This is a genomic window from Cellulomonas sp. 73-92 (assembly GCF_001898175.1).
In the GTDB taxonomy this organism is placed as follows: domain Bacteria; phylum Actinomycetota; class Actinomycetes; order Actinomycetales; family Cellulomonadaceae; genus Cellulomonas.
In genome coordinates this window covers 1-22,763 of the sequence record NZ_MKTH01000030.1, presented here as the reverse complement: position 1 = coordinate 22,763, position 22,763 = coordinate 1, and the positions used below count along the sequence as shown (strand labels likewise).

The following is a 22,763-nucleotide window of genomic DNA, read 5'->3' as shown; positions in this document are numbered from 1 at the left end:
TTGCTACCTCTCGTTCTTCGCGACCGCGGGAGCCACGGCCACAGGTGCGGGACGGTCCGGCAGGGCCGGTGGGGACGTGGGTCGTGGCCTGCGCAGCAGCCGTCGCAGGTCGAGCCGGCCGGTGGCGGCTGCCACCCCCATGACGGCGAGCAGGATCACGCCCTGGGCGATCTGGTAGGTGAACTGGCTGAACCCGAGGAGGTTGAAGCCGCTGGCCACCATCTGCAGGGTCACGGCGGCGAGCAGCACCCCGGGCACGGAGGCGCTGCCGCCGTTGGGGTTGGTGCCGCCGAGCACGGCGATCACGATCGCCAGCAGCACGTAGGACTGGCCGTAGTCCGCGTTCGCGCTGGCGGTGCGGGACGAGACGACCATCCCGGCGACCGCAGCGATGACTCCGCACAGCACGTAGGTGCGGACCAGGACCTTGGTGTTCGGCACGCCGGCGAACCGGGAGGCGACCGGGTTGGCGCCGAGCATCCGCACCTTGAAGCCGAAGCCGGACCGGCCGACGACCACGCTGAGCACGAGTGCGACGACGGCGAGGACCACGAACGGCATCGGGACCAGGCCGGCGGTACCGCTGCCGAGGGAGAGGAACGCTTGTGGCATGCCGTAGACGGACTCGCCGTTGGTCCAGCCCACGGCGATGCCGTTGAACAGCTGCATCGTGCCGAGGGTCGCCAGGATCGGGCTGACGTTGAGCCGGGTGATGACCAGACCGTTGACCAGCCCGCACAGTCCGCCGACCACCAGGCCGACCGCGACACCGGCCAGCAGCGGCCCGACGCCGCCGTTCTCCGCCCCCGTGGCGACGAACACCTGGGCGGTGGTCAGCGCAGCGAGGTTGGCCACCGACACGATGGACAGGTCGATGCCGGCGGTGAGCATGGACACCGCGATGGCCAGCGCGAACAGGCCCACCTCGGCGACCTGGAACCCCATCGACTGGAAGTTCAGCGTGGAGTTGAAGCCCGGGGCGGCCGCGCTGAGCAGTGCCCACACCAGCACGGTCAGCCCGATCAGCCGCCATGTCGCCGGCCGCACCGGTACCCGTTGGACCAGGGCGGACAGACCGCCCGATGTCGTCGCGCTCATGCGAACACCTCCACGGCGGCGGTGCGACGCGGGCGCTTGGCCTGCAGGCCCTGCACGCTCACGCCCACCAGGAGCAGGAACCCGACGGCTGCGCGCTGCCAGGAGCTGGGCACGCCGAGCAAGATCAGCGAGTTGTCGATCAAGGAGATGAGCAGGACGCCCAGCACCGTGCCGGTGACCGAGCCCTTCCCGCCGAAGATCGAGGCCCCGCCGAGCACGACCGCGGCGATCACGTCGAGCTCACCGCCGACCAGGGCGAAGGGGTCTGCCTCCCGGACGAGCACCACGTGGATCAGCCCGCCGACCGCCGCCAGGCCGCCGGCCAGCACGTACACGCGCAGCTGCGTCCACCCGACGGAGAAGCCGGCGCGCCGGGTCGACTCCACGTCGGCGCCGAGGGCGTAGACCGAGCGCCCGAACATCGTGTTGCGCAGCATCAGCGCCACCAGGACGCACAGCGCCGCGATCGGGACCACGAGCACCGTCAGGGGCGTCTTGACCTGCCCGCCGGCGACGAACAGATACGAGGTGGACAGCCCGGCCGTCGCGCCCGGCAGGTCGGAGATGACCCGGGACCCGACGAACGAGATGAGCATGCCGCGGATCACACCCTGCGTGCCGAGGGTGGCGATCAGGGTAGGGATGCGCAGCTTGGAGATCGCCGCCGCGTTCACCAGCCCCAGCAGGATGCCGATGACGATCGCCGCGGCGAACGGGACGACGACGTTGCCCGACGCCCACCCCGAGTGCTGCGCCGCCTTGAGCGTGGAGTACGCGGCGAAGATGCCGATCGCCATGAAGGAGACGTCGATGCCGCCGGAGATGAGCACCAGGAGCACGCCGAGGGCGAAGACCATGGTGGCGCTGGCGCTGCCGATGAGGTTGACCGCGGTCGCGGCCGACCAGAACGACGGTGCGACGAACCCCACGGCCAGCGCGAGCACGAGGATGAGGACCGCGAGGACGCCCTCGTTGTTCGCGCCACGCAGGCGGCCGAGCCGCGCGACCGCGGTTCCGTTGCTGAGGGTGGCTCTGCGGGTGGTCCGGGGCGTCGCGCCCGGGTCGAGTGCCGTCGTCATGCGGCCAGCTCCCTTGTGATGTTCTGCACCGTGACGCCGTCGCCGGCCAGCTCGCCGGCGATGCGTCCGCGCTTGATGAAGAGGACGCGGTGGCACACGGCGACCACGTCGGTCGGGTCGTCGGAGATGATCACGACCGCCATCCCAGCGGCTGCCCGGCTGCGCAGGATGTCGAGGATCCCGGCCTTGGAGCCGACGTCGACGCCCACGGTGGGGCTGTTGAGGATCAGCAGCCGCGGCTCTCGTGCGAGCCACCGAGCGAGCACGACGCGCTGCTGGTTCCCACCGGACAGGCTCGACACGGCGGCCGAGGCCGACGGCGTCTTGATGGCCAGCGACCGCACCGACTCCTCGTCGAGGCGCCGAACCGCCGCTCGGTCGACCAGGCCGGCCCGGTCGACTCGGGCGTCGACGCTGCCGATCAGGATGTTGTCGCTGATGGACTGCTGGACGAACAAACCCTGCGACAGCCGGTCGCCCGGCACGTAGCCGATGCCCAGGTCGAGCGCGTCCTGCACCGAGCCGATCCGGACCGTCCGCCCGTCGACCCGGATCTCGCCGGAGTCCGCCGGGCGAAGACCGAACAGCGCCTCGGCGATGTCCGTCTGCCCGGAGCCGAGCAGGCCGGTGATGCCGACGATCTCCCCCGGCCTGACCGCCAGGTTCACGTCGCTGAACGCTCCCGTGACCTCCAGGTGCTCCGTCTCGAGCACCGGCGGCTGCTCGCGCCGCACCGTGTCCGTGGGGCTCATCACCGCCAGCTCGCGCCCGGTCATCTCGGTGGAGATGCGCGCGGAGTCGAAGTCGGCCATGTCGCCGGCCGCGACCACCCGGCCGTTGCGCAGGATGGTGATGCGCTGGGAGATGGCGCGGACCTCCTCGAGCTTGTGGCTAACGAAGACCACGGCCACGTCGCGGCGGGTGAGCTCGTCGACCGCCTTGAGCAGGAAGCCGACCTCGTGCTGCGTCAGGGCGGTGGTCGGCTCGTCCATGAAGACGACCCGCGCGTTGCGTGCCATGGAGCGGCAGATCGCGGTGAGCTGCCGGTCGGCGACCGAGAGCTCCTCCACCCGCTGGTCGAGCCGCAGGTGCAGGTTGAGGCGCTCGACGACCGCCGCGGCCCGGGCCCGCATCGTCCGGGCGCTGACCAAGGAGCGACCGGCCGCCAGGTCCGCCGGCAGCGCGATGTTCTCGGCCACCGTGAGGGTCGGGAACAGCGCGAGGTCCTGGAAGATCACGTCGATGCCCAGGTGGACGGCCTGCCGCGGGGTCAGCCGCGGGTAGTCCTGGCCACCGATCCGGACCCGGCCGGAAGTCGGGGCCTCGACGCCGCTCATGATCTTGATGAGGGTGCTCTTGCCGGAGCCGTTCTCCCCGGCGAGGCAGTGCACCTCGCCGGGGAGAAGCTCGAGTCCGACTCCGTCGAGCGCCTTCACCCCGCCGTACTGCTTGGTGATGGCATCGACCGAGACGACGGGCTGACGGTCGATGCTCGACGAAGTCGCGGCGGCCATCAGAAGTCGTACTCCGCCATGTTGTCCTTGGTGACGTCCACCCAGGCGTTGCCGTGCAGGGCGTGCTTGCTGCCCGTGACTGGCTGCAGGTTCTCGTAGCCGGGGATGCCGAGGTTGGTCCCCGCCTCGACCTTCTCGCCCTTGCTGAGCTTGTCCTGCAGGGTGATCAGCACCTGACCGGTGACCTTCGGGTCCCAGAAGAAGATCTCGTCGACCGACCCGTCCTGCAGGTACTTGCCGGCGGTGGACGGGATCGAGGTGCCCATCACGCAGGTCTTGTCCTGCAGCCCGGCCTCGCTGATGGCCCGGCCGATCCCGGCCACGTCCGAGGCCGCGGAGCCGAGGAAGCCCTTGATGTCGGGGTACTTCGCCAGGATCTCCTTGGTCTTGTTGTACGTGTTGTCGAGGTCCTCCTTGGACTCGACTGGGTCGGCCACGCGCTGGATGCCCGGGTAGTTCTTGGTCGCCGTGTCGAGCTCGGACTTCGCCCATGCCATGTGGCTCTCAGCGGTCAGCGAGCCGACGAAGGTCACGTACTTGCCCTGGCCACCCATGCAGGCGGCGAGCTTTTCCATCATGTGGGCGCCATAGGCGGCGTTGTCGAACGCCTCGATGTCGAGGTCGGTGTTCGTCTGGCTCGGCGCCTCGTGCGTGATGACCTTGATCCCGGCCGACCGCGCCTGGCCGAGCACGCCCTCCAGGGCCTGCGGGGACAGCGGGACGACGGCGATGGCCTTGGGCTTCTGGGCGATCAGGTCCTGGACGATCTTGACCTGCTTCTCGGGGCTGGCGTCGTCCGGCCCAACCATCGTCGAGGTCGCGCCGATGGCCTTGGCCTGCTGGTCCAGCCCCACCTGCATGCGGTTGAACCAGGCGATCCCCTGGAGCTTGACCACGGTCGCGAACTTGCCGCTCCCGGACGTGGTCGATCCCGCCGCGGCGCCGGAATGGCTGGCACAGGCGGTGAGGGAGAGCGCGAGAGCCGCCACGGTCAGTGCTGCACCCGCGCGGCGCGTCGAGCGATGCGTCATTGCTACGCCTCCGAACGTCTTCGTTCCGTATCTCGAACACCTCGACGAGATGTTGCACGCAAGGTAGCCCGTGTGGTGGCATGGCTGTCAAGACGGCCAGCAGCCGCCCACCGTCGGGCAGGCTGTGTGGGGATGGGCGAGAGAGGGAGTCGATGACGACCGCCGAAGAAGAGCAGTCGAGGGGGCGCGTGCCGTCCGTGGACCGGGCCGTGGCCGTGCTCGACCTGGTCAGCGGCTCGCGGGATGGGATGAGCCTGGCGGCGCTGACCCGCGCCGTGGGGCTGCCGAAGTCGACGGTGTACGCGGTGTGCCAGACCCTCACGGCGACCCGGCTGCTGAGCCGAGGTGCGGACGGCAGCTACCGCCTCGGCCCCGCGGTGATCGAGCTCTCCGCCGCGCGACGCCAGCGGGGCGCCTCGGTGCACCGCCTCGGCATGTGCGTGCCGAACATGGAGAACACCTTCTTCCAGGCGGAGATCGCCACCGCCGGCGCCGAAGCGCTGGTGGCCGGGGCGCTCTTCGAGACGCGGTCCGCGGAGCAGGACGTCGACCGGCAGGCGGCGGACGTGGCAGCCCTGCTCGCATGGGGAGCCGAGGTGCTCGTCGTCGACCCCGTGGCGTCACACGGCCTGGAAGAGGCGCTCGACCGGGCGCACGCACGCGGGGTGGTCGTCGTCTCGGTCAACGGTGCGACCTTCGGCGCGGACGCCAGCGTGGTGACGGACAACGCCCAGGCCGGGGCCCTCGTCGCACGGCACCTGGCGGACCGCCTCGGCGGCCGCGGTGACGTCGTGATCGTGGGCGGCACCCCCGTCACCGCGATCACAGACCGAATCGAGGGCTTCCGCCGAGCACTCGCCGACGAACCCGGGATGCGCATCGTCGACATCGAACCCGGCGACAACTCGCGCGCCGCCGGCCGCGAGGCAGCTCACCGGCTGCGCGAGCGGTCCGTGCGGGTGGACGGGATCTTCGCGATCAACGACCTCACTGCGCTCGGCGTGCTCGACGGGTACGACCACGACGCGGCGACCCCGCTGGTGGTGTCCGTCGACGGTTCGGCGGCCGCCGTCCGGCAGATCGAGGCGGGCGGCCCGCTGTCGGCCTCGGCCGCGCAGGACCCTCGCCTGCTGGCCCGCACCGCGGTGCGCCTCGGGCTCGCCCTGGCCTCGGGCGCCACCTCCGGGCGGACCCTGACCCTGCCGACGCGCCTGATCACCCGCGACGATGTCCCCACATACGAACCGTGGGAGTCCTGATGGGCACGGCTGCCTCCGCCATGGCTGATCCACCTGCCTCGAACGGCAGGTCCGGACGAGGCCCCTCTGTCCCGGGCGTCGTCCGTGCAGCGGCGATCCTCACCGAGCTCGCACGGGCCGACGGGCAGAGCCTCAGCGACCTGGCGGGTCATGTGCGCCTGCCGAAGAGCACCGCGTTCGACGTCTGCTCCGGGCTGGCGGCCCACGAGCTGCTCACCCGCGACTCGGACGGCCGCTACCACCTGGGTCGTCACATCGAGACGCTGGCCAGCAGTTGGGTCGACGGCACGTCCGCCCTGCAGCGGTTCGCCCGCGTCTGCGCCACCCAGGACGAGCTCGACGGCAAGACCGTGACGCTGCACACGCTCGCCGGCAGCTCCGTGCTGTGCCTCGACGTGCGGCTCGGGACCCAACCTTTGCCCGAAACGCCGCGGCCCGGTGTCCGGCTCGGTCTCACCGACAGCGGACCGGGCGCAGCGATCCTGACCGCGGCGACCGACGAGGAGCTCGACGCACTGTTGAGACGCGCGGCGGGCTTCGAAGGCCTCGCAACGCAGGAAATCGCGGCGATCCGAGCCGTAGGCGCACAGTTCCGGCGCGGACGTCGTGCCGTCCCGAGCCCGGACGGCACCGTCGCACTCGCCCGCGCCCGAGCCGCAGGCGAGGGTCGGAGCTGGCTCGCGGTCGCCGTGCTCCTGCCGGCCCGGAACGGCTCCCCCGGGAGCGAGGGTGTCGTCGCCGCAATCGAGCGAGTCCTGGACGCCCTGGTCGGTGCCGTTGGAGCGACACTCGCGCCCTGAGGCTGAGCCTTCGGAGCCGCACCGATTGCACGGCCAGGCACAAAGCCGCAGCTGCCCCGCCAAATGTCTCTTCCCAGTCGCGCTCAGCACTCCGCAATTGGGCTGCCGGGACGGCTGCGTCAGTCGGCGAATCGTCCGCTCGACGAACTGCCGCAACAGCTCACCGCGTGAGATCGGAAACCCGCCAGCTGTCACCCGTGCCGGGTTGGCAACGCGATGACGGTCGCAAGGGCGACCGATTCGGCCGTCTCGCCGATCTGTGCGACGTCCCGCTCACTGGGACGGTGACGCCGGAATCGGTTGAATCGGGTTGTCGCGGGCTAGTGCGGGCGCCGCGCGTGACCCGTGATTCGCCGACTGCGTCGCGCTCAGATCCGACTGGTCAGGGCCGTCCCTCGAATTCGGTTTGTCGGAAGACAGCCGGGTGGTCGTAGTGCGCTGAGCGGACGGCGACGGGGGTGTAAGCCGACACGTGCGCCGTGGCGGCTTCGATCGCTTCGTAGGCCTGCAGCGTCCGCGCGACTCGGGTCACTGGCGCCACGACCCGCCGAGCACCGGCCAGCTTGGCTTCGGCGCTGATCGCGTCTTCGCTCAAGAGGTCTCCGCCCAACAGACGCGTCGGGATGTGGACCTGTCCAGACCTCGCCAGGGTGGCGAAGGTCGTCCGATTCATCCTGGCGACCTGCCCGAGCACCTCGCATGCCCCATGCAGGGTCGAGAGGGTGGCGCGGGTCCTCGGGTCCGAGATCGCCAGGGGTAGAGAGGGTCGGTGCACCGGCGCGATCTCGGCAAGGAGCTCGCGAACGGCGAGGACGTCTGTGCGGATCCCCGGGTCCGGCGGGCCCGGTGCGATGTAGTCATGCAGGTCGGCCATCACGAGCCGGAACGCCAACGCGGTGGTGACCAGACGGTGGCGTGATCCGGTGTCGGAGCGTAGGTCGATGCCGTGGGCATGCGCCGTGTGCATGTGAGCTGCCATGCCCAGGCCCGCGAGGTCGTGCAGGGTGATCACGGAGTAGTCGGGAGCCGTGGAGGCCAGTTGCCAGGCGGCGTGCCGCAGGCGCAGCATCCGGTCGCCGAGCTCGAGCAACGGCTCTCCTTCCCGCACGGGGTAGAGGTTGGTCGCGACATCACGCAGGCCCCGACCGTCGTCGTGCCAGCTGGCCAGCTCCGACAGTCGATGCGCAAGCCTCTTGGCGACGTCCCGGTCAGGTAGCCAGCGGATGACCTGGTCCCAGGGAATGTCGCGGTGCCGGCACGCGGCTCCAATCGCGGCATCGGCCTTGAGGGCGACGTCCATCAAGGAGGCGATGAACGCCACAGCCCCACGACGTTTGTCCGCATCCAGGACAAGGGCCGCCAGCTCGGACCGCGGTTCGCCACGTGGGCCGAGGTGTGTAGCGAGAAGGTCGGTCGCGGCGCCGAGCCTGGCGGCGCCCTCGCGCCACGGGTGGTCGAAGTCTGCGTCCGGGTAGGGCAACCAGACTGGCCGCTGTGTCAGCGGGCCGAGCTCGGAGAACAACCGGGCTGCGACGCGATCCAGGTCGTCACCGTCGAGCGTCCCGCTCTGCCCCATGAGCTCCTGGCTGCGGACTCTGGCGGGGTCGATCAGCCACCACGTGTGCGCTCGCAGGGCGGCGAGCAGGTCGTAGTACGCGCCCACGGTGTTCTGCGCCTGCTTGGCATCCACGAACCCGCGGCGCATCACGCGCAGCAGACCGGCATGGACATCTGCTCCCGCGCGTCCGACGAGGTCGCCATAGGTCGCGGTCACGCGTGCACCGCCACCACCGCGCGCCGGATCTCCCGGATCCGCCAGCCGAGCCGTTGCGCGAGTTGTTGCTCATCGCTCGTCCGACCCGTCGCCGCGAGCGCGCAAAGGCGGTCCAAGGCGCCGTCGAGAAGGTCGGCGACGACGCCGCATGCCGCTGGCAGGTCGACCTGGGGCCCGAGCGGCCCGAGGTCGACAGCGAGCGCCGTCATGGGCAGGTCGGGGTGCTCCCAGCCGACCTCGTCGCGCGCCTCACATGTATCCGCCGCAGCGAACGCCAGCGCGGCGCCGACGCCGATCGGCAGCTGCAGCGACAGCCGGAATGCGGCCTTGCCGGCAGCGAACAGGAGCGACCAGACGCCCGGCCAACCCTCGTTTGCGCGCTCCAGGACCGAGGTCGCACCTGTCGACCACGTCGCACTCATCGCGACCTCCCCTCGCCGGGTCCCTCCCTACGGAGGCCTCGGGTCACGGAGTCTGCTGGGCAGCAGTCGGTGGACAAGAAGCCCCACATAGGCGGGTGTGCGCGGGTGGCGCAACACGCGACGGCGGGTGGGTCGCGGTCGCCCGTGTCCGCGCGGTAGCGATCGCGCCGCGCCGCGCCAGAGCTCGACCTGGCTCGGCACCTGTGCTCCTGCCCCCGCCCCAATCCACCCCTCCCACCAACCCCCACCCCACCCCGTCCACCCCTCCCACCAACTCCCCGCCCCACCCCGTCCACCCCTCCCACCAACCTGCTAGACACCTCTGGCACCCGGGCTTGGCGCTCCGGCCGTCGCGTCGTTCGGTGGTTCCGCACACCCGCTCGCATGGGGCTTTGCACTCATGGCCTGCCGGCGGGTGGTGGTCGGCGGTGGTGATGACGATGCATCGGCTGACGGCCGGTGCCGGCTACCGCTACCTACTGCGACAAGTGGCAACCGGGGACTGTCAGCGCACCGGTCCGGCGCCGGTGACGGCGTACTACCTCGAGTCCGGGAATCCACCGGGCCGCTGGATCGGCCGAGGTCTGCGCGGCCTCCTGGGGCCAGGTGGCGGGCAGCAGCTGACCGGCGGCGCTCGCGTGGACGAGACCGGTATGGCGCGGCTCTTCGCCCACGGCACGAACCCGGTCACCGGCGAACCACTCGGCCGCCCCTACCCGGCCGTGCGCTCCCCTGCCGACCGCGTCGCCGCGCTGGTCAAGGCGCTCCCGAAGGACATGTCACCGCAAGCGCACCAGGCCGCGGTCGACGCGATCACCCGGGTCGAGCTGGCCCGCGACAGCTCCCCTGTCGTGGCGGGGTTCGACCTGACGTTCACGGTGATGAAGTCGGTCTCCACGTTGTGGGCGGTCGCCGACGACCGCACCCGCCAGGCAGTGTTCGACGCACACACCGCGGCGGTGGATCAGGCGATGGACTTCCTGCAGGACCGTGCCCTCTACACGCGGACGGGCCACGGCGGATGTCGCCAGGAGACCACCGGTGGGGCGATCGCGGCGGCGTTCGACCACTGGGACTCCCGTGCCGGGGACCCGAACCTGCACACCCACGTCGTGCTGGCCAACAAGGTCCAAGGCCCCGACGGTGGCTGGCGCTCCGTGGACTCTCGGGCGCTGCACCATGCCGTGGTCGCGGTGTCCGAGGCGTACAACGTCTTCCTCGTCGACGAGGTCGCCCGCCGCCTACCTGTCACCTGGGGATGGCGGACCCGGGGTGCGCAGCGGTCGTTGGGGTTCGAGCTCGACGGGGTCGACGATGACCTGCTGGCCGCGTTCTCCCAGCGGACCAGTCAGATCGACGAAGCGATGACCAGCGCCGTCGCCGACTTCGCCGCCGGCCACGGACGCGCACCGAACCGCATCGAGATCACCCGACTGCGTCAGCAGGTCACCCGCGCCACCCGACCCACCAAGACCGTCACGCCCCTGCGGGATCTGGTCGCCCGGTGGCGGCGCCGCGCAGCAGATGTCACCGGGATGTCACCGCACGACCTGACAATCCAGGTCCTGCACGGTTCGAAGACCCGGCCCATCCGCGTCGAGCAGGTCCCTCCCGCGGTGCTCGACAACCTTGCGGATCGAGTGCTGGACGGGGTGCGGGAACGGCGGGCGACCTGGACCCGGTGGAACGTGTGGTCCGAGACCGCCCGGCTCACCCGCGGCATCATCACCGCCACCCCGGCCGACCGGATCGCGCTCCTGGACGCCGTCACCGACGCGGCACTGACCCGGTGCCTCAGCCTCGAGGCTCCTGCCCTGTTCACCGCCGCGGGCCGGTATGCCGGACGCGGCGGGGCATCGGTGTTCGACCGGCCCGACGAACACCTCTTCACCGACACCGTCATCCTCGACGCCGAAACCCGACTCCTCGACGCCGCACGCGACATCACTGCCCCGACCGCGCCCGTCCTGGATGAGGCGCTGCGCGCTCCCGTCGCGGCCGGTGGTCGGCTCGCCGCCGACCAGGCCGACGCGGTGCGGGCGATCGCCGGGTCCGCGCGGCTTGTCGACCTGCTCGTCGGGCCGGCCGGCTCGGGCAAGACCACCACCCTGGCGGCGCTGCGCACCGCCTGGGAACGCCACCACGGCCGGGGCACCGTCATCGGCCTGGCTCCGTCGGCCACCGCGGCCGCCAACCTCGCCGGGGCCCTGGGGATCAGCTGCGAGAACACCGCCAAGTGGCTGCACGAATCCACGGGTCCCGGGGCCGCCCGCCGCGCCGACGTCATCGACCAGCTCTCCGCGCTGCGTGCCCACACGGGACCCGGCGACCTGGGCCGGCTGCGCACCATCGACAGCGCCCTGACCGCCTATCGACGCCAGCAACAGCACTGGACCCTGCGCCCGGGACAGCTCCTCGTCGTGGACGAAGCGTCCCTGGCCGGCACCCTCGCCCTGGACGAGCTGACCCGGCAAGCAGCCAGCAGCGGAGCCAAGGTCCTTCTCGTCGGAGACCACTCCCAGCTGTCCGCGGTCGCCGCCGGGGGCGCGTTCGGGCTGCTCGCCGACCGCACCGGCGGCGCCAGACTGCGGACCCTGTGGCGGTTCACCCGCCCCTGGGAAGCGACCGCCACCACCGCCCTGCGCGACGGGAACCCCCGCGTCCTTGAGCTGTATGACGAGGCGGGTCGCATCCACGCTGGCCCCGGCGAATCCATGCTCGAAGAGGCGTACGTCGCCTGGTGCGCGGACCAGACCGCCGGTTACACCACCGTCCTGATCGCACCCGACACCGCCACCGTCACCGCCCTGAACACCCGCGCCCACAACGACCGCGTCCAAGACGGCCTAGTCCAGCCCAGCGGCATCACCACCCATGCCGGCGCCACCATCGCCGTCGGCGACCGGATCGTCACCCGGCGCAACAACCGGCACCTGACCCGACCCGGCGGATTCGTCCGCAACGGAGACCTGTGGGACGTCACCGAGGTGCACCCCAACGGATCGATCTCGGTGATCGCGGCGGCGACACGACTGGCCCGCCGGGGTGTCGTAGGCACCACCGGCTCCGCCAGTCAGGTCCAGGTGCGGCTGCCGGCGGACTACGTCGCCGACCACGCCGACCTCGCCTACGCCACCACGACCCACCGCGCCCAGGGCATGACCGTCGACCGCGCTCACGTCCTAGCGCACTCCGGCATGACCCGGGAGAACCTTTACGTCGCCATGAGCCGTGGCCGAGACGCCAACCACCTCTACGTCGCTGTCGACACGCTCGACACGGACTGCGATCACCTGCCGGACCCGCACGCGGCCCTCGACGCCCACGACATCCTCCGCACCGTCCTGACGACCACCGGTGCGGAGCAGTCCGCCACCGCCACGATCGCGGCGCGACAAGACGACGCTGCTTCACTGCGCCGGCTCGAACCCATCGCTCGCACCCTCTACGCCGACGCCGCCAAAGCCAGGTGGGTCCAGCGCCTCTCCAATGTCGGGGTCGACGAGACAACTATCGCCGCAGTCAGCCGCGACTCAGACGCAGGGCGCCTCGTCGCCGCCCTTGATCAGGTCAGCCGCGTCAACGCGCCAGACGCCGACGCGTTGCTCCGATCGCTGATAGGCGAAGCGGACCGAGGGGCAAGTCTCGCGCGGACCCTGCTCGAACGGGCACATACCTACTTGCGCGAACACACCGCCGACGACGAACCGCCCGTCATTCACGACCCCGCGGGCCTAGACCCCGACGGCGAGGTACTCCTCGCACAGATCAACCAGCTCATTGACGACCGGACCGCCGCGCTCACCGCGGGCGCACTCAAAGACCGGCCTGGATGGCTGGACCGCATCGGACCCGAACCGGCCGCCCCCGCCGCCCACGCCGCCTGGCTCGCCGAGATCGCCACCACCCTCGCCCACCACGACCGGCTCCCCGCCGCGGCCACACGCCCAGCCACGCTGCCGGACCACGTCATCGCCCGATAGGACACACCGCCATGACCAGACACGACCCCTTCTACCCGCCCCCGCAGCTGGACCAGCCGGGCGAGCCACCCATCGTCTTCGCCTGGGGCGCCCAGACTCCAGACGACACCGAGCTCCTCATCGAAGAGCTCGACCTCTGGGTCATTTGGCTTGTCGACCGCTACCGGCTCGACCACCGCGTCGTACCCGACTGCTGGACCCGCCACCCCGAGCTCATCGAAGAACTCTCTGCACTCCACCTCGCGTGGCAGGGCTCTTTCGCCACCACCTCGTCCGCCGACGCCCCGCTGCAATGGCATGAACGCTTCGCCGCCGCCCGCGAACGACTCAATGACTGGGTCGCGCGCACGGGGTGCCGCCCCGGAAACCACCGGGGCAACTAAAAGGTGCGTGGCGAATAGATCTGTCGCACAGGTTGCGAGGGCTCACAGAGCAAATTCGGCGACTAGTGGCTAGAGTAGTCGATCGTCAGGATTGCCACGACGCGATGCGCGTCAGACGATTCCGACGTTCTGAAGGAATCATGGAATTGGTAGTTTACTCGCGCCATGCTCGACAGTTCGTAGTGGACGGTTCGAGACCAACCGGGACCATGCGGCAGCCCCGCCTTGCCGCGCAAGATGCATGTGGACCCGAGCGCAGGCGGCGCACCGGGCGAAGATGCTAGATGGTCCCAAAGTGCTTGAGCCGCTTCCAGTCCGACGCGTTCAACGATTTGAGAGTACTTGTCAGCAAACTTGCGGTGAACGAGCACCCGGTAGCTCGGTGGTACGTCAGGTTTGACACCAGGCCTGCGCGCGGGCCCAAGAGGCTGATACGCGCTTGTCGGAGGACTCACCGCTGAAGGCTACTCATGGCCGTCCGGCATCGACAAAGTCCGATGGGTCATGCCGCGCGAGTAGCACGCTTCGCCGAAGCGGATCCTCCAACTGCTGCGCAGTAGCACGCCAAGCGTCCACCGCTTCGAGCAGCACTGCAAGATTGCGATCGGCAGTCGCAGCAATCAAGCACTCATAGAGCTCCTCAACGAACGCCACGAGATCGTCACGGTCGAACACACGAAGCCACGCAAGGTCGCCCAGTTGTTCAACGTTCGGAGCCTCGACGTCGCGGAGAAGACGCTCGAGACGGCGGTGCTGACCGGACCAGAACGCTAGGCCGTCGAGCACCTCAAGTTCACCCGCTCGGAGAGCGACCAGTTCCGTCCCGTCGGTGTCGCGTAGGTGGGCTCGACCGTCACGCGCCGCGTTGATGAACTCCCGCCTGCGGGTCGCAAGGTCGGATGCTTGGTAGATCATGTCCACGGTGGCCCTCACGGTTGAGATCGTACCCAGGATCTTGCTAGGATCCTAGCCATGATCCTGTGATGCGCACCACGGATGCCGGCGAAGGATGGACTGTCATGGATCTGGCGACTGCGACAATCGCGGACCTGCTGCGCATGGTGAAGTCGGTACTCGAAGTGCCGCCCGACGACGGGGTCGCAGCCTGGGACGCCCGGACAGCATTCGTCCGAACGATTGGCCTCGCTCTGGACAGGCGCGGCTTGGACGGCGACAGCCTGATCCGACACGGGCTTGCCGACCTCTTCCAGGCCCCCATCCTGGGCAGCGTCGCTGTCTCACTGCTGAGCGAGGCTCAAGTGCCGGGCCTGGACCGGCTCGAGGTCGACCCGGACCTCAACGTCCAGGGTTGGCGAGACGCAATGAAGCTCCAAGGGCCTCGGGTCAACTTCAGTGAGGCGATGAGCCACGCTCTCTACCTGACGCAGGGCTGGGTCACCTTCGCTCCACTGGAGACCCTCGTCCGGATGCAGCCGGTTGCGAGCGAGGAGCTCGATCAGTGGGCCCGATCGGTGGACGAGTCAAGCCGTGCGGCGGCCGCTACATACCGATGGGCAGTCCTGCGCCTAGTCGAGCCGAACCTCGAGAACTGGGACTCCACGTCGCTACGCAAGGAGTATCGCCACACCGTCATGGCGGTGGACGCTGAACTCCCCGCTTCCCTGATCGCCGAGGCTTCGCTGGACAAGGACGAACTGGCCCACGCAGTGGCCCGGAAATCGTTGACCGAGGACGAAGTTCGGGTCCAGGCCGGCTGGAATGACGTTCGAGAGGCGGTCGTCAAGCAGGCGAAAATGCTCCTGCGGCAGGGGCGCTGCGCAGAAGCAGCGGCACTCTTCGAATTCTTGCTGGGCCAAGCCCCGGCGGACTCATGGCTTCGAAACAACTTCGCGTTCTGTCTCATCACGACTCGGCCGGGCGATGCATACGTCTTCCTGCGAGATGCACAGCGGCTCAGTTACAAGCCGATCTCTCTGCTCCTCTATAACCGCGCCTGCTGCGCCGGCACAGAGACCCAGAAACGCGAGGTACTCTTCGATGCTAACCGGCACTGGCTAGAGGATCTCGAGTCCGTACCGGTACCAGCGTTCATCTGGCGACGTCCCGCGAATGCGCCCTACGACTTCCAGACCGCGGAGACCCTCGACGTCCGCGCAGACCTTGGCATAATCGCTGCCTCTCTTGCGACCGAACTAGGCGATATGGACAGAGCCGACATCTGGCAGAAGAGGGTGGCGGAGCTCGGCGCCATCGCGTCGTGACTACTAGATTCCGCGCCAACTGTGGTGCCCGCATTCTTTCGGCCTGCCACACTAGGCGTGTCGCGATATGCCAGAATCTCTTCCATGGCGAACCGCACCGTTGTCACGCTGGTCTCGGACCTGTCGGGTGAGCCCGACGCGGTCACGGTGACCTTCGCTGTTGAGAACACTCGCTGGCAGATCGATCTGACCCGCACGGAGCGGGATGCGTTCGTCCGGGCACTAGCTCCGTACACAGAGAACGCACGCCGTGTCCGAGGCAACGTGCCGGGCGGAGCCGTAGACGCGCCAACCCGCTGACCGCTCGACCCGTGCGCGTGCCCAGCCAGGGCCGGGTCAGGCGCGTCGGAGGCCTTCCTGGTTCGCTACGAGGTCGGTCTCACGAACGGGACTTCGTCCTGGAACCGCCCATTGCGGCGCGATCTGGAGGACGCGCGTCGCTCGAGCGGCCTTGGACAGCGCATCCAGATCACTCAGGAGCCCTTGAGCGACGGTGACGACGGTGCTCATGTGGTGCCGCAGCATGTCGAGGTCGTCGGCCCAGCCGGCGACGTAGGGGACCGAGTATGCGTCGGGCTTCATCCCGAGGTGGCTGGTGATGACGTACGCGATGGACTCGGCTTCGACTTCGGCGGCTCCGCGGCAGGCGTGGGCGACGGCGTAGTCGGGGAATCGTCCCGCGTGGTTCGCCCGGACGTGTCCGAGCTCGTGGGCGAGCGTCTTGGCTGCTTGGGCGGGCTCGAGGGTCTCGTCGACGACGACGATCTTGTCCTGCGGCGCTGTCCACCCGTTGACGCCCTCGGGGCACGGTCGGCGTTCGAGCTGGTACCCGGCGTTAGCCGTGAGGGCAACGAGCTGGTCCCAGATCCCCGCCGGCGCGGCGCCCTTCAGCAGTTCGGGCTGTACGTCTGGGAGTGGCCGGCCTTCGGTCTGGGTGACGTCGAAGACGTGCACCACGCGGAAGCCGTGCAGCTCGCGCTGCGGCGGCATCTCGTCACCAGGACTGGCAGCAGGCTCGGGCCTGGCCTGATGTCGGTCTTTGGCAGTCTGGTCGTCGGTCCGGTAGACGCAGGGCGCGAGGATCGCGATGCCGTGCTCGCCCTTGGTCACCCGTCGGCCGAGGCCGTTCCAAGTGCGGATGCCGGCGACTCGGGTGGCGTCGGGTCGCTGTGCGGCGATGAGTAGCACGTTCGACGGGGAGTACTCGGTGAAGCGTGCCGCGACGGCGAGCATCTGCGCCCACTTGTCCGAGTGGACGAGGTCGGCGACCGCGTCGACCAGCTGTGTGTGCAGGGCAGCGAGCTTCTCCTCGGTGGACGCTGTCCCAGGCGGTCGCAAGGTCAGCTCCCCGCGTTGGCGGATGGCGCGCCAGGGGGCACTAGGGCGCCGGCGCAGACGGGGTCGGACCAGCCGAGGTAGCCGTGGCCCCCGAGGTACATGCCCTCGAGCCGGGCGAGGGAGAGCTGGTAGACGCCACCGTGGTTGCCGGTGGCGTGGTCGAAGATCTCGTTGGCGGTGACCTGGATGACGGTGTGGTCGCAGCTGCCGGGATCGGCTTGCACGACGAGGGACACATGCCCGTCGGGTCGGCCGGTGTTGAAGAAGACGAACGATCCCAGCGGTGGGCAGGGGTCGCCGGGGTGGGCGTGGCCGGTGGCGAGCATGGCGAGCCAGTGGGTGTGGGCGGAGACGTAGCCGGAGTTCGCGTAGCCGTATGCGCGGCAGGCCAGTTGGTCGCAGCGCTGGTACCACCCGCCAGTGACCCCGACGTAGGCCAGGCCGTTGCGGACGGCGGCCGCGACGTCAGTGGGGGTGCCGGCTGGGACGGTGGCGACTGCGGCGTGGGCACCGAGATCGGGGATGCAGCCTGCTGTTGGTGCACCGGTCGGGCTCGTCGGACCGGAGTCGGGGACGGTGGCCTCGGCGGTGAACGTCGGCGTCGGTACGGCGGATGGTTGGCTGGAGTCGAGGCAATGGTCTGCGCTGCTGCCGACCGTCAGGGCGGTCAGGGTCGCCAGGGCAGGGACGGTCAGGATGAGCAGGGTGCCGGTGAGGAGCTTGCCGATCATGCGGGCACCTGCGTTCCGGTGGCGGTGGCGTGCTCGACGACGGCCTGGTCCGCGCGCAGGACGGTGGTGTCCCGTCGGGTGGTCCACGGGTGCAGGTCGATCACGGCGGGTTTGGTCTGGCGCAGCAGCAGGACTCCGGTGCCGAACGGCAGGGTGCGCAGCACGGCCGGCGGCATGACGGGCATGGACCGCACCGAGGTGGACGACGACCGCTCGCCGCTGCGTCCACTTGTGCGGGTCTCGACGAGTTCGTCGATCTCGCCCAGGAGGCGGGCGACGTCGTCCAGATCTCGGTACTTGCCAAGCCCACCGAGGACGACTTTGACGGTGGCGGCGTCCCAGATGGTGTCGGCGGCGTGCTCGCCCCATCGGTTGCGCGCTTGGGCGAGGGACTGCAGGACGGCCAGGGTGGTGATGCCGGACCCGCCGCCCTCCGACATCAGGGACGGCAGCGACGGCAGGGGTGTGAGGTTGGCGATCTCATCGAGCGCGAGCAGCAGGGGCGGGTCCAGGCGTGCGCTGGGTGCTCGGGCGGCGACGGTGCGGGCGGTCTCGGTGATGTCTTCGACGAACGCGGCGATCAGAGGCGCGCAGGAGCCGGCGGCCACGGATGAGGCCAGCAGGTAGAGGGTGCCGGAGTCGGCGAGGAACTCGGCCGGGTCGAACTCGGTCCCAGGCTTGGGATCGAGGGCGGCCAGGACGTCGGGGTCGGCCAGGGCGGCGAGGGCCTGGCGGACGGCCAGCCAGATGGAGTCGCGGGTGCGGGGGTCGGTGTGCACGGCCATGTCGAGGGCGTCGGCCCACCCCTCGACCGGGGAGGACCGGTTCAGGATGCTGATCGCGTCCTCGGCGAGGACGGGGTTCAGTGACCACCGGTACAGGTCGATTGTGCGGCGTCCGTCCAGTGCGGCGGCGTGCAGCAGGCAGCGCAGGGTCGTCTCGGTCTGGCCGCCCCAGAAGTCGGCATCGGTCACCGACTTGCCCAGCCCGGCGCCGGCGGCCAGGCCACGGGCGCGGACCATCGCGGTGTGCGGTGACTCGCAGCCCCGGATTGGGGACCAGGCGAGCCCGCCGGTCAGCCCGGCCAGGCGTTGGGGGTCGAAGATCGCGACCGGGCCGGTGCGACGTCGGGCACGAAGGGTGACAGCGAGCGTGTCGGGGCGCGTCGAGGTGGTCACGACCGGGCCGGGGGCGTCGAGCACCCACGGGACGACCAAGTGCAGGCCCTTGCCCATGCGTGGCGGGCCGACCAGCAGGACGGAGTCCTCGACCGTGCACCACAGGTCGTGGCCTCGCATGGAGCCGAGGCGGTAGCCGACCTGGCGCGGCTTCGCCTTCGCGTCCATCGACGGACGCACGACCGCCGCACGGGCGCGCACCGCCCGGCTGCCGGCGACCCGCCGCACCTCGGTCGGGTGGGCGGTCCCGGGCAGGTGACGGAGGCGGTTCGTCTCGGCCCAGCGGCCGACCATCTGCCGGTGGGTACGCCAGCCGAGCATGCCGAGCCCGATCGCGACGAGCAGCACCAGACCTACTCCTGCCCAGTACGCGACCGGGCCAGGAAGCTGCCACGGCGCCGGCCACCCGGCGGCCGGATCGACCGGATGGCCCAGAGACGCCAGGGCAGGCAGCAGGCCGCCGTCTGGTCCGGGGCGCCCGGTCAGCACGCAGGAGACCCACGCTCCCGCGCGGATGAGCACGGCGAGGCCGAGCAGCGCGCCAAGGGCACCGAGCAGCCATCCGGTCAGGTCGGGGCCGGGCGCGGCGGCGGCCGGGCGTGCTGCGGAGACACGGGGCGTCATCGGGTCACCGCCGGTGAGCGGTGCAGGGCCGGGAGGGCGACCAGGCGCCGCGCCGGCTCGTGGGCGATAGGGAGTACGGCGGCGGTGCGGCGGAGCGCGTCGGTGATCGTGTGTCCGGTGTCGACGAGGTCCCCGATCAGGACGCCCGGGTTGGCGGCCGCCTGGTGGAGCTGGTGCGTGCCGGTGTCTGCCAGGTGCCGCGCCTGGTCCGCGGCGACGACGCCCGCCGCCACGGCGGGGAACGAGTACCAGCCGCTGTCGACGGCCTGCCGGAGTTCGTCCATCGACGGGAGTTCCGGGCCGTGCTGGGCGTGCTGGCGGGCCGTCCAGGCGACAGTGACCAGGTCCACCGGCTGCCCGAGCTCGGCGAGCTCGATGGTGGTGCCGTAGATCAGCCGCCATCCGGGGTCGGCGATCGCGGTGATGGGCAACCACGAGCTGACGTCCCCGATCGCGTCGGGATGGGCGATCAGGGCGGCGACGAGCTCGACGACGTGCTGCCGTTCGCCGACAGCATCCCGCGCGGGGAGCGCGGCCAGGTAGCGGGCAGCGCCTTCCTGGGCTTCGCCGTTGCGGAAGGCGGCGCGCAGGGCGATGGGGACGACGTTGGTCTGCTGGGGCGCCCCGGTGGCGTCCGTCCACCGACTGGCGGCCGCGTCGAGGCCGGCGTCGACGAGTCGGCAGGTCGTGGTCAGGGGAACGCTGGTGTGGTCGAGTGCGGACTGGACCGCGGCTGCCTGCAGGAGGACGCCGAGTCCGACGACTTCGCGGCGCAGCCCCGCGTCGAGCACCATCCGGGCGTAGGCGAGCGTGTTCGGCGTGTAGGGGGTGGCGGTGATGAGCTGCGCGAGCCGGGCACCGTCGGCCAGCCGGGCGCCGAGACGCTCGGTCAGGGCGTCGGCCATGTGCTCTGGGTCGACGGGTTGGCCGGCGATGTGCCGCTCGACTGCGGTCGTGTAGACGGCCCGGTGCCACGTGTCGGCGAAGTCGGCCGGTCGCAGCCAGCCGCGGACGGCCGCAATCGCACGAGGCTCGTTCATCAAGCCGCGCAGGAGTGACTGCTCAGCGAGCCGTTCCACGTGTGCGCGGTCCATCAGGACCAGCTCCCGGCACGCATCGCGGCGTCGGTGTCCACCAGCGGCTCTTCGAACGGCAGCAGGACGTGCTGCACGACGTGGCTGCGCCCGGGCAGCTTCCACAGCCCGGTGCCGCGGGACAGCAGCGGCAGCAGGTCCCGCTCCGGCTCGGTCAGCCCGAGGGATGCCGTCGCGGCCGACAGCTGGTCAGCCTCCTGCCGGTAGATCACGCGAGTCGAGCAGTCGGCCAGCAACCCGTCGGCCAGCGCCCGGGTCTCGGATCCGCGGTGGCCGACCGCGTCCAGGTCGGACAGGCGGTGCAGCACGAGGAGGTTGGCGATCCCGTAGGCCCGGGACAGCTTCCACTGGGCCTGCATGCGCCGGATCAGCCCGGGGTGGCGCAGCAGCCGCCACGCCTCGTCGTAGATCACCCACCGCGGGTTCGACGACGAGGCCAGGGCACCCTCGACCCAGGCGGCAGCGCACGTGGAGGCGATCGCCAGGGCGTCGTCGTCGGACCCCAACGCCGACAGGTCGAGCACCACCATCGGCGCCATCGGATCGAGGGCGTCGGTGGTCGGGGCGTCGAACAGGCCGCCCAGGTCCCCGGAGAACAGTCGGCGCAGCCCGTGCACCAAGTCGCGGCCGTCGGCCGCCCGGTCCTGCACCCGCAGCCCGTCCGCTCGCGCTAGGCGGGTATCCGGGGTCACCAGGGCCTCGATGACCTCTCGGACGGTGATCGGGCCTCCCCCCGACAGGTGAGCGAGGGCGGCGTCCAGGGCGCTGTGCTCGGCAGCCGTCAGGTCCCGGCGCAAGGTCGCCGAGGCCACCCCGGCCAGCAGCTGCGACCGCAGCGCTTGCCGGTCCTCGCCCACGACGTCCAGCGGGTTCAGCCGGGTCGGTGACCCGGGCCCGAGGCGAAGGACCGTGCCGCCGACCGCGTCGGCAACCACAGCCCACTCCCCCTTCGGATCCCCCGGCACATAGACGGTCCGGCCGGCGGCGATCGAACGGAGAGCCAGGGACTTGACCAGCGCGGACTTGCCCTGCCCGATCACCCCGGCAAGCAGCACGTTGGGGTTGGTGAGGGTCCCGTCGGCGTACTGGGTCCAGGGGTCGAAGCAGAACGCGCCCCCGCTGAACAGGTCCACCCCCACCGGCACGCCCTGATCCACGGTGGGTGGCGCAAGGAACGGGTACGCCCCCGCCAGGACCGCCGAGGATGCGCGGTGCGCGGGCAGCCGCAGCGGCGTCCCGGCCGAGTAGTGACCGGTCCGGGTGCGGAACCGGGCACTCACAGCACACCTCGCGCCAGCGGAAGGGCACCGGCCAGGAAAGCGACACCTTGCTGGCCGACCAGACGCCGTACCTCGCACATCGCCTGCGCAGCAGCGGTCTCCAGCGCCACGCACCGGTCCTCCAGCTGCGCCTCGGTTCCCGCGCAGACGCTCACGAGGCCGGTGAACCGCAGGTCACCGTTGCCGGCAACGAGGTCGGCCTCGCGGCGTTGCAGGTCGGCGACCTCAGCGCGGGTCGCCTCGTCCTCCATCTGCCCGATCCGCCGCCGCTGCGCGGCGTCAGCGGCGTGCTCGACCTTCGCCTTGCGGATCTCCCGCAAGGCACGGGCCGTCGGCAGCGGCTCGGCAATCACGCTCAGGACCCGGGTGCCGGTGTCCCCGAGCAGCAACGGCTGCAGGAACCCCGGGTGCGTCGCTGAGCGGGGCCACTCGCTGACCCAGTACGTCGCATGGAACCCCGTCCCGACGACCATGGACGCCCAACGCTCCTTGACGCCGTCTGCTGGCGGCATCGGCCAGGCGGGAAGGCCCTCGCGCCGTGCGGCCGTGGCTGGGTCGCAAGCACTGGTGAGCACCTCGGCCAACCGAGCAGTGTCCAGCCAGCCAGACGGGTTCAGGTCGGCCGCCCGCAGGGACGAGGACACGGCGTCGAACTGCGCGACGACTGCCTGCAGACGTTCGCGGTGCCCGCCGCGGTAGCCGCGAGGAAGACGCGCCGCCACCGCGAGCAACGTCTCGCGGCGATGGGCGGACACGAAGCCGTCGTCCAGCATCGCGGAGACTGCCTCTGCGATCCGGCTGCCGGTTGTCCCGCGGTGCTCACGCCACCACTGGGTGGTTTCCAGTGGTCATCGCAACGGTGGGTGGTCTGCCGACGCTAGCAGCATGGCGAAGAGAGCGGCCGGTGGTTGGTGTCCGAGGACTGCTCTGGGGCGTGCGTTGAGTTCGTCGGC

General features: G+C 70.5%; 19 protein-coding genes. 6 read left to right on the top strand and 13 right to left on the bottom strand.

Annotated features, from left to right (window positions below; translation table 11 throughout):
* Positions 1 to 3: 3 nt before the first annotated feature.
* From BGO37_RS17395 to BGO37_RS17380, 4 genes are read right to left on the bottom strand one after another with little or no spacing between them, the layout of a single operon-like run.
* The gene (locus BGO37_RS17395; RefSeq protein ID WP_291757044.1) at positions 4 to 1,098 is read right to left on the bottom strand and encodes an ABC transporter permease; all 1,095 of its coding nucleotides are present in this window, start codon (positions 1,096 to 1,098) and stop codon (positions 4 to 6) included.
* Positions 1,095 to 2,177, bottom strand: coding sequence for an ABC transporter permease (locus tag BGO37_RS17390; RefSeq protein ID WP_291757042.1), 1,083 nt, complete (start codon positions 2,175 to 2,177; stop codon positions 1,095 to 1,097). Before BGO37_RS17390 ends, BGO37_RS17395 begins: the two co-directional genes overlap by 4 nt.
* Positions 2,174 to 3,691, bottom strand: a complete 1,518-nt coding sequence (locus BGO37_RS17385; protein WP_291757041.1) for a sugar ABC transporter ATP-binding protein — start codon at positions 3,689 to 3,691, stop codon at positions 2,174 to 2,176. The genes BGO37_RS17390 and BGO37_RS17385 overlap by 4 nt, the downstream gene beginning before the upstream one ends.
* Positions 3,691 to 4,722, bottom strand: coding sequence for an autoinducer 2 ABC transporter substrate-binding protein (locus tag BGO37_RS17380; protein WP_291757039.1), 1,032 nt, complete (start codon positions 4,720 to 4,722; stop codon positions 3,691 to 3,693). Before BGO37_RS17380 ends, BGO37_RS17385 begins: the two co-directional genes overlap by 1 nt.
* Before the next feature lie 152 nt (positions 4,723 to 4,874).
* On the opposite strand from BGO37_RS17380, the gene BGO37_RS17375 reads away from it, so the two are divergent.
* Together BGO37_RS17375 and BGO37_RS17370 are read left to right on the top strand one after the other, a co-directional pair.
* A complete protein-coding gene (locus BGO37_RS17375; protein ID WP_291757038.1) occupies positions 4,875 to 5,981 on the top strand; it encodes a substrate-binding domain-containing protein in 1,107 nt (368 codons plus the stop codon).
* A 20-nt stretch (positions 5,982 to 6,001) separates the two neighbouring features.
* Complete coding sequence (locus tag BGO37_RS17370) at positions 6,002 to 6,781, top strand: helix-turn-helix domain-containing protein (RefSeq protein WP_291757037.1); 780 nt, start codon at positions 6,002 to 6,004, stop codon at positions 6,779 to 6,781.
* 382 nt (positions 6,782 to 7,163) lie between these two features.
* On the opposite strand, the gene BGO37_RS17365 is transcribed toward BGO37_RS17370, so the two are convergent.
* On the bottom strand, positions 7,164 to 8,555 hold the full coding sequence (locus tag BGO37_RS17365; RefSeq protein ID WP_291757036.1) for a hypothetical protein: 1,392 nt from the start codon (positions 8,553 to 8,555) through the stop codon (positions 7,164 to 7,166).
* On the bottom strand, positions 8,552 to 8,977 hold the full coding sequence (locus BGO37_RS17360) for a hypothetical protein (protein ID WP_291757034.1): 426 nt from the start codon (positions 8,975 to 8,977) through the stop codon (positions 8,552 to 8,554). Before BGO37_RS17360 ends, BGO37_RS17365 begins: the two co-directional genes overlap by 4 nt.
* Positions 8,978 to 9,411: 434 nt before the next feature.
* Between BGO37_RS17360 and mobF the strand changes: the two genes are divergently transcribed.
* Both mobF and BGO37_RS17350 read left to right on the top strand, forming a co-directional pair.
* A complete protein-coding gene (mobF, locus tag BGO37_RS17355) occupies positions 9,412 to 12,960 on the top strand; it encodes a MobF family relaxase (RefSeq protein ID WP_291757032.1) in 3,549 nt (1,182 codons plus the stop codon).
* 11 nt (positions 12,961 to 12,971) lie between these two features.
* Positions 12,972 to 13,343 carry a hypothetical protein gene (locus BGO37_RS17350; protein WP_291757028.1) on the top strand — a complete coding sequence of 124 codons (372 nt, stop codon included), beginning with the start codon at positions 12,972 to 12,974 and terminating at the stop codon, positions 13,341 to 13,343.
* Between the two features lie 468 nt (positions 13,344 to 13,811).
* Here the strand turns inward: BGO37_RS17350 and BGO37_RS17345 are convergent, their stop codons facing one another.
* Complete coding sequence (locus tag BGO37_RS17345) at positions 13,812 to 14,276, bottom strand: hypothetical protein (protein WP_291757026.1); 465 nt, start codon at positions 14,274 to 14,276, stop codon at positions 13,812 to 13,814.
* Between the two features lie 50 nt (positions 14,277 to 14,326).
* On the opposite strand from BGO37_RS17345, the gene BGO37_RS17340 reads away from it, so the two are divergent.
* Together BGO37_RS17340 and BGO37_RS17335 are read left to right on the top strand one after the other, a co-directional pair.
* The gene (locus tag BGO37_RS17340) at positions 14,327 to 15,565 is read left to right on the top strand and encodes a hypothetical protein (RefSeq protein ID WP_291757025.1); all 1,239 of its coding nucleotides are present in this window, start codon (positions 14,327 to 14,329) and stop codon (positions 15,563 to 15,565) included.
* Positions 15,566 to 15,649: 84 nt separating this feature from the next.
* Positions 15,650 to 15,865 (top strand): histone-like nucleoid-structuring protein Lsr2, encoded by a 216-nt coding sequence (locus tag BGO37_RS17335; protein ID WP_291757022.1) that lies wholly within the window; start codon positions 15,650 to 15,652, stop codon positions 15,863 to 15,865.
* A 36-nt stretch (positions 15,866 to 15,901) separates the two neighbouring features.
* On the opposite strand, the gene BGO37_RS17330 is transcribed toward BGO37_RS17335, so the two are convergent.
* The 6 genes from BGO37_RS17330 to BGO37_RS17305 form a co-directional block, all read right to left on the bottom strand.
* Positions 15,902 to 16,798: an ArdC-like ssDNA-binding domain-containing protein gene (locus BGO37_RS17330; protein ID WP_291757020.1), complete on the bottom strand. Its 897-nt coding sequence runs from the start codon at positions 16,796 to 16,798 to the stop codon at positions 15,902 to 15,904.
* Between the two features lie 107 nt (positions 16,799 to 16,905).
* The gene (locus tag BGO37_RS17325) at positions 16,906 to 17,634 is read right to left on the bottom strand and encodes a hypothetical protein (RefSeq protein WP_291757017.1); all 729 of its coding nucleotides are present in this window, start codon (positions 17,632 to 17,634) and stop codon (positions 16,906 to 16,908) included.
* The gene (locus BGO37_RS17320) at positions 17,631 to 19,436 is read right to left on the bottom strand and encodes a TraM recognition domain-containing protein (RefSeq protein ID WP_291757015.1); all 1,806 of its coding nucleotides are present in this window, start codon (positions 19,434 to 19,436) and stop codon (positions 17,631 to 17,633) included. The genes BGO37_RS17325 and BGO37_RS17320 overlap by 4 nt, the downstream gene beginning before the upstream one ends.
* Complete coding sequence (locus tag BGO37_RS17315) at positions 19,433 to 20,530, bottom strand: DnaB-like helicase N-terminal domain-containing protein (protein WP_291757013.1); 1,098 nt, start codon at positions 20,528 to 20,530, stop codon at positions 19,433 to 19,435. The genes BGO37_RS17320 and BGO37_RS17315 overlap by 4 nt, the downstream gene beginning before the upstream one ends.
* Complete coding sequence (locus BGO37_RS17310) at positions 20,530 to 21,810, bottom strand: ATP-binding protein (RefSeq protein WP_291757011.1); 1,281 nt, start codon at positions 21,808 to 21,810, stop codon at positions 20,530 to 20,532. Before BGO37_RS17310 ends, BGO37_RS17315 begins: the two co-directional genes overlap by 1 nt.
* Positions 21,807 to 22,655, bottom strand: a complete 849-nt coding sequence (locus BGO37_RS17305; protein ID WP_367188124.1) for an SCO6880 family protein — start codon at positions 22,653 to 22,655, stop codon at positions 21,807 to 21,809. The genes BGO37_RS17310 and BGO37_RS17305 overlap by 4 nt, the downstream gene beginning before the upstream one ends.
* Positions 22,656 to 22,763: the final 108 nt, after the last annotated feature.

Excerpts from the sequence above, each read along its gene's own strand:
- BGO37_RS17390 (WP_291757042.1), bottom strand. The coding sequence starts at position 2,177 with ATGACGACGGCACTCGACCCGGGCGCGACGCCCCGGACCACCCGCAGA.
- BGO37_RS17360 (WP_291757034.1), bottom strand. The coding sequence starts at position 8,977 with ATGAGTGCGACGTGGTCGACAGGTGCGACCTCGGTCCTGGAGCGCGCA.
- BGO37_RS17350 (WP_291757028.1), top strand. The coding sequence starts at position 12,972 with ATGACCAGACACGACCCCTTCTACCCGCCCCCGCAGCTGGACCAGCCG.
- BGO37_RS17340 (WP_291757025.1), top strand. The coding sequence starts at position 14,327 with ATGCGCACCACGGATGCCGGCGAAGGATGGACTGTCATGGATCTGGCG.
- BGO37_RS17375 (WP_291757038.1), top strand. The coding sequence starts at position 4,875 with ATGACGACCGCCGAAGAAGAGCAGTCGAGGGGGCGCGTGCCGTCCGTG.
- BGO37_RS17385 (WP_291757041.1), bottom strand. The coding sequence starts at position 3,691 with ATGGCCGCCGCGACTTCGTCGAGCATCGACCGTCAGCCCGTCGTCTCG.
- mobF (WP_291757032.1), top strand. The coding sequence starts at position 9,412 with ATGACGATGCATCGGCTGACGGCCGGTGCCGGCTACCGCTACCTACTG.
- BGO37_RS17325 (WP_291757017.1), bottom strand. The coding sequence starts at position 17,634 with ATGATCGGCAAGCTCCTCACCGGCACCCTGCTCATCCTGACCGTCCCT.
- BGO37_RS17330 (WP_291757020.1), bottom strand. The coding sequence starts at position 16,798 with ATGCTCGCCGTCGCGGCACGCTTCACCGAGTACTCCCCGTCGAACGTG.
- BGO37_RS17395 (WP_291757044.1), bottom strand. The coding sequence starts at position 1,098 with ATGAGCGCGACGACATCGGGCGGTCTGTCCGCCCTGGTCCAACGGGTA.
- BGO37_RS17335 (WP_291757022.1), top strand. The coding sequence starts at position 15,650 with ATGGCGAACCGCACCGTTGTCACGCTGGTCTCGGACCTGTCGGGTGAG.
- BGO37_RS17320 (WP_291757015.1), bottom strand. The coding sequence starts at position 19,436 with ATGACGCCCCGTGTCTCCGCAGCACGCCCGGCCGCCGCCGCGCCCGGC.
- BGO37_RS17315 (WP_291757013.1), bottom strand. The coding sequence starts at position 20,530 with ATGGACCGCGCACACGTGGAACGGCTCGCTGAGCAGTCACTCCTGCGC.
- BGO37_RS17370 (WP_291757037.1), top strand. The coding sequence starts at position 6,002 with ATGGCTGATCCACCTGCCTCGAACGGCAGGTCCGGACGAGGCCCCTCT.
- BGO37_RS17380 (WP_291757039.1), bottom strand. The coding sequence starts at position 4,722 with ATGACGCATCGCTCGACGCGCCGCGCGGGTGCAGCACTGACCGTGGCG.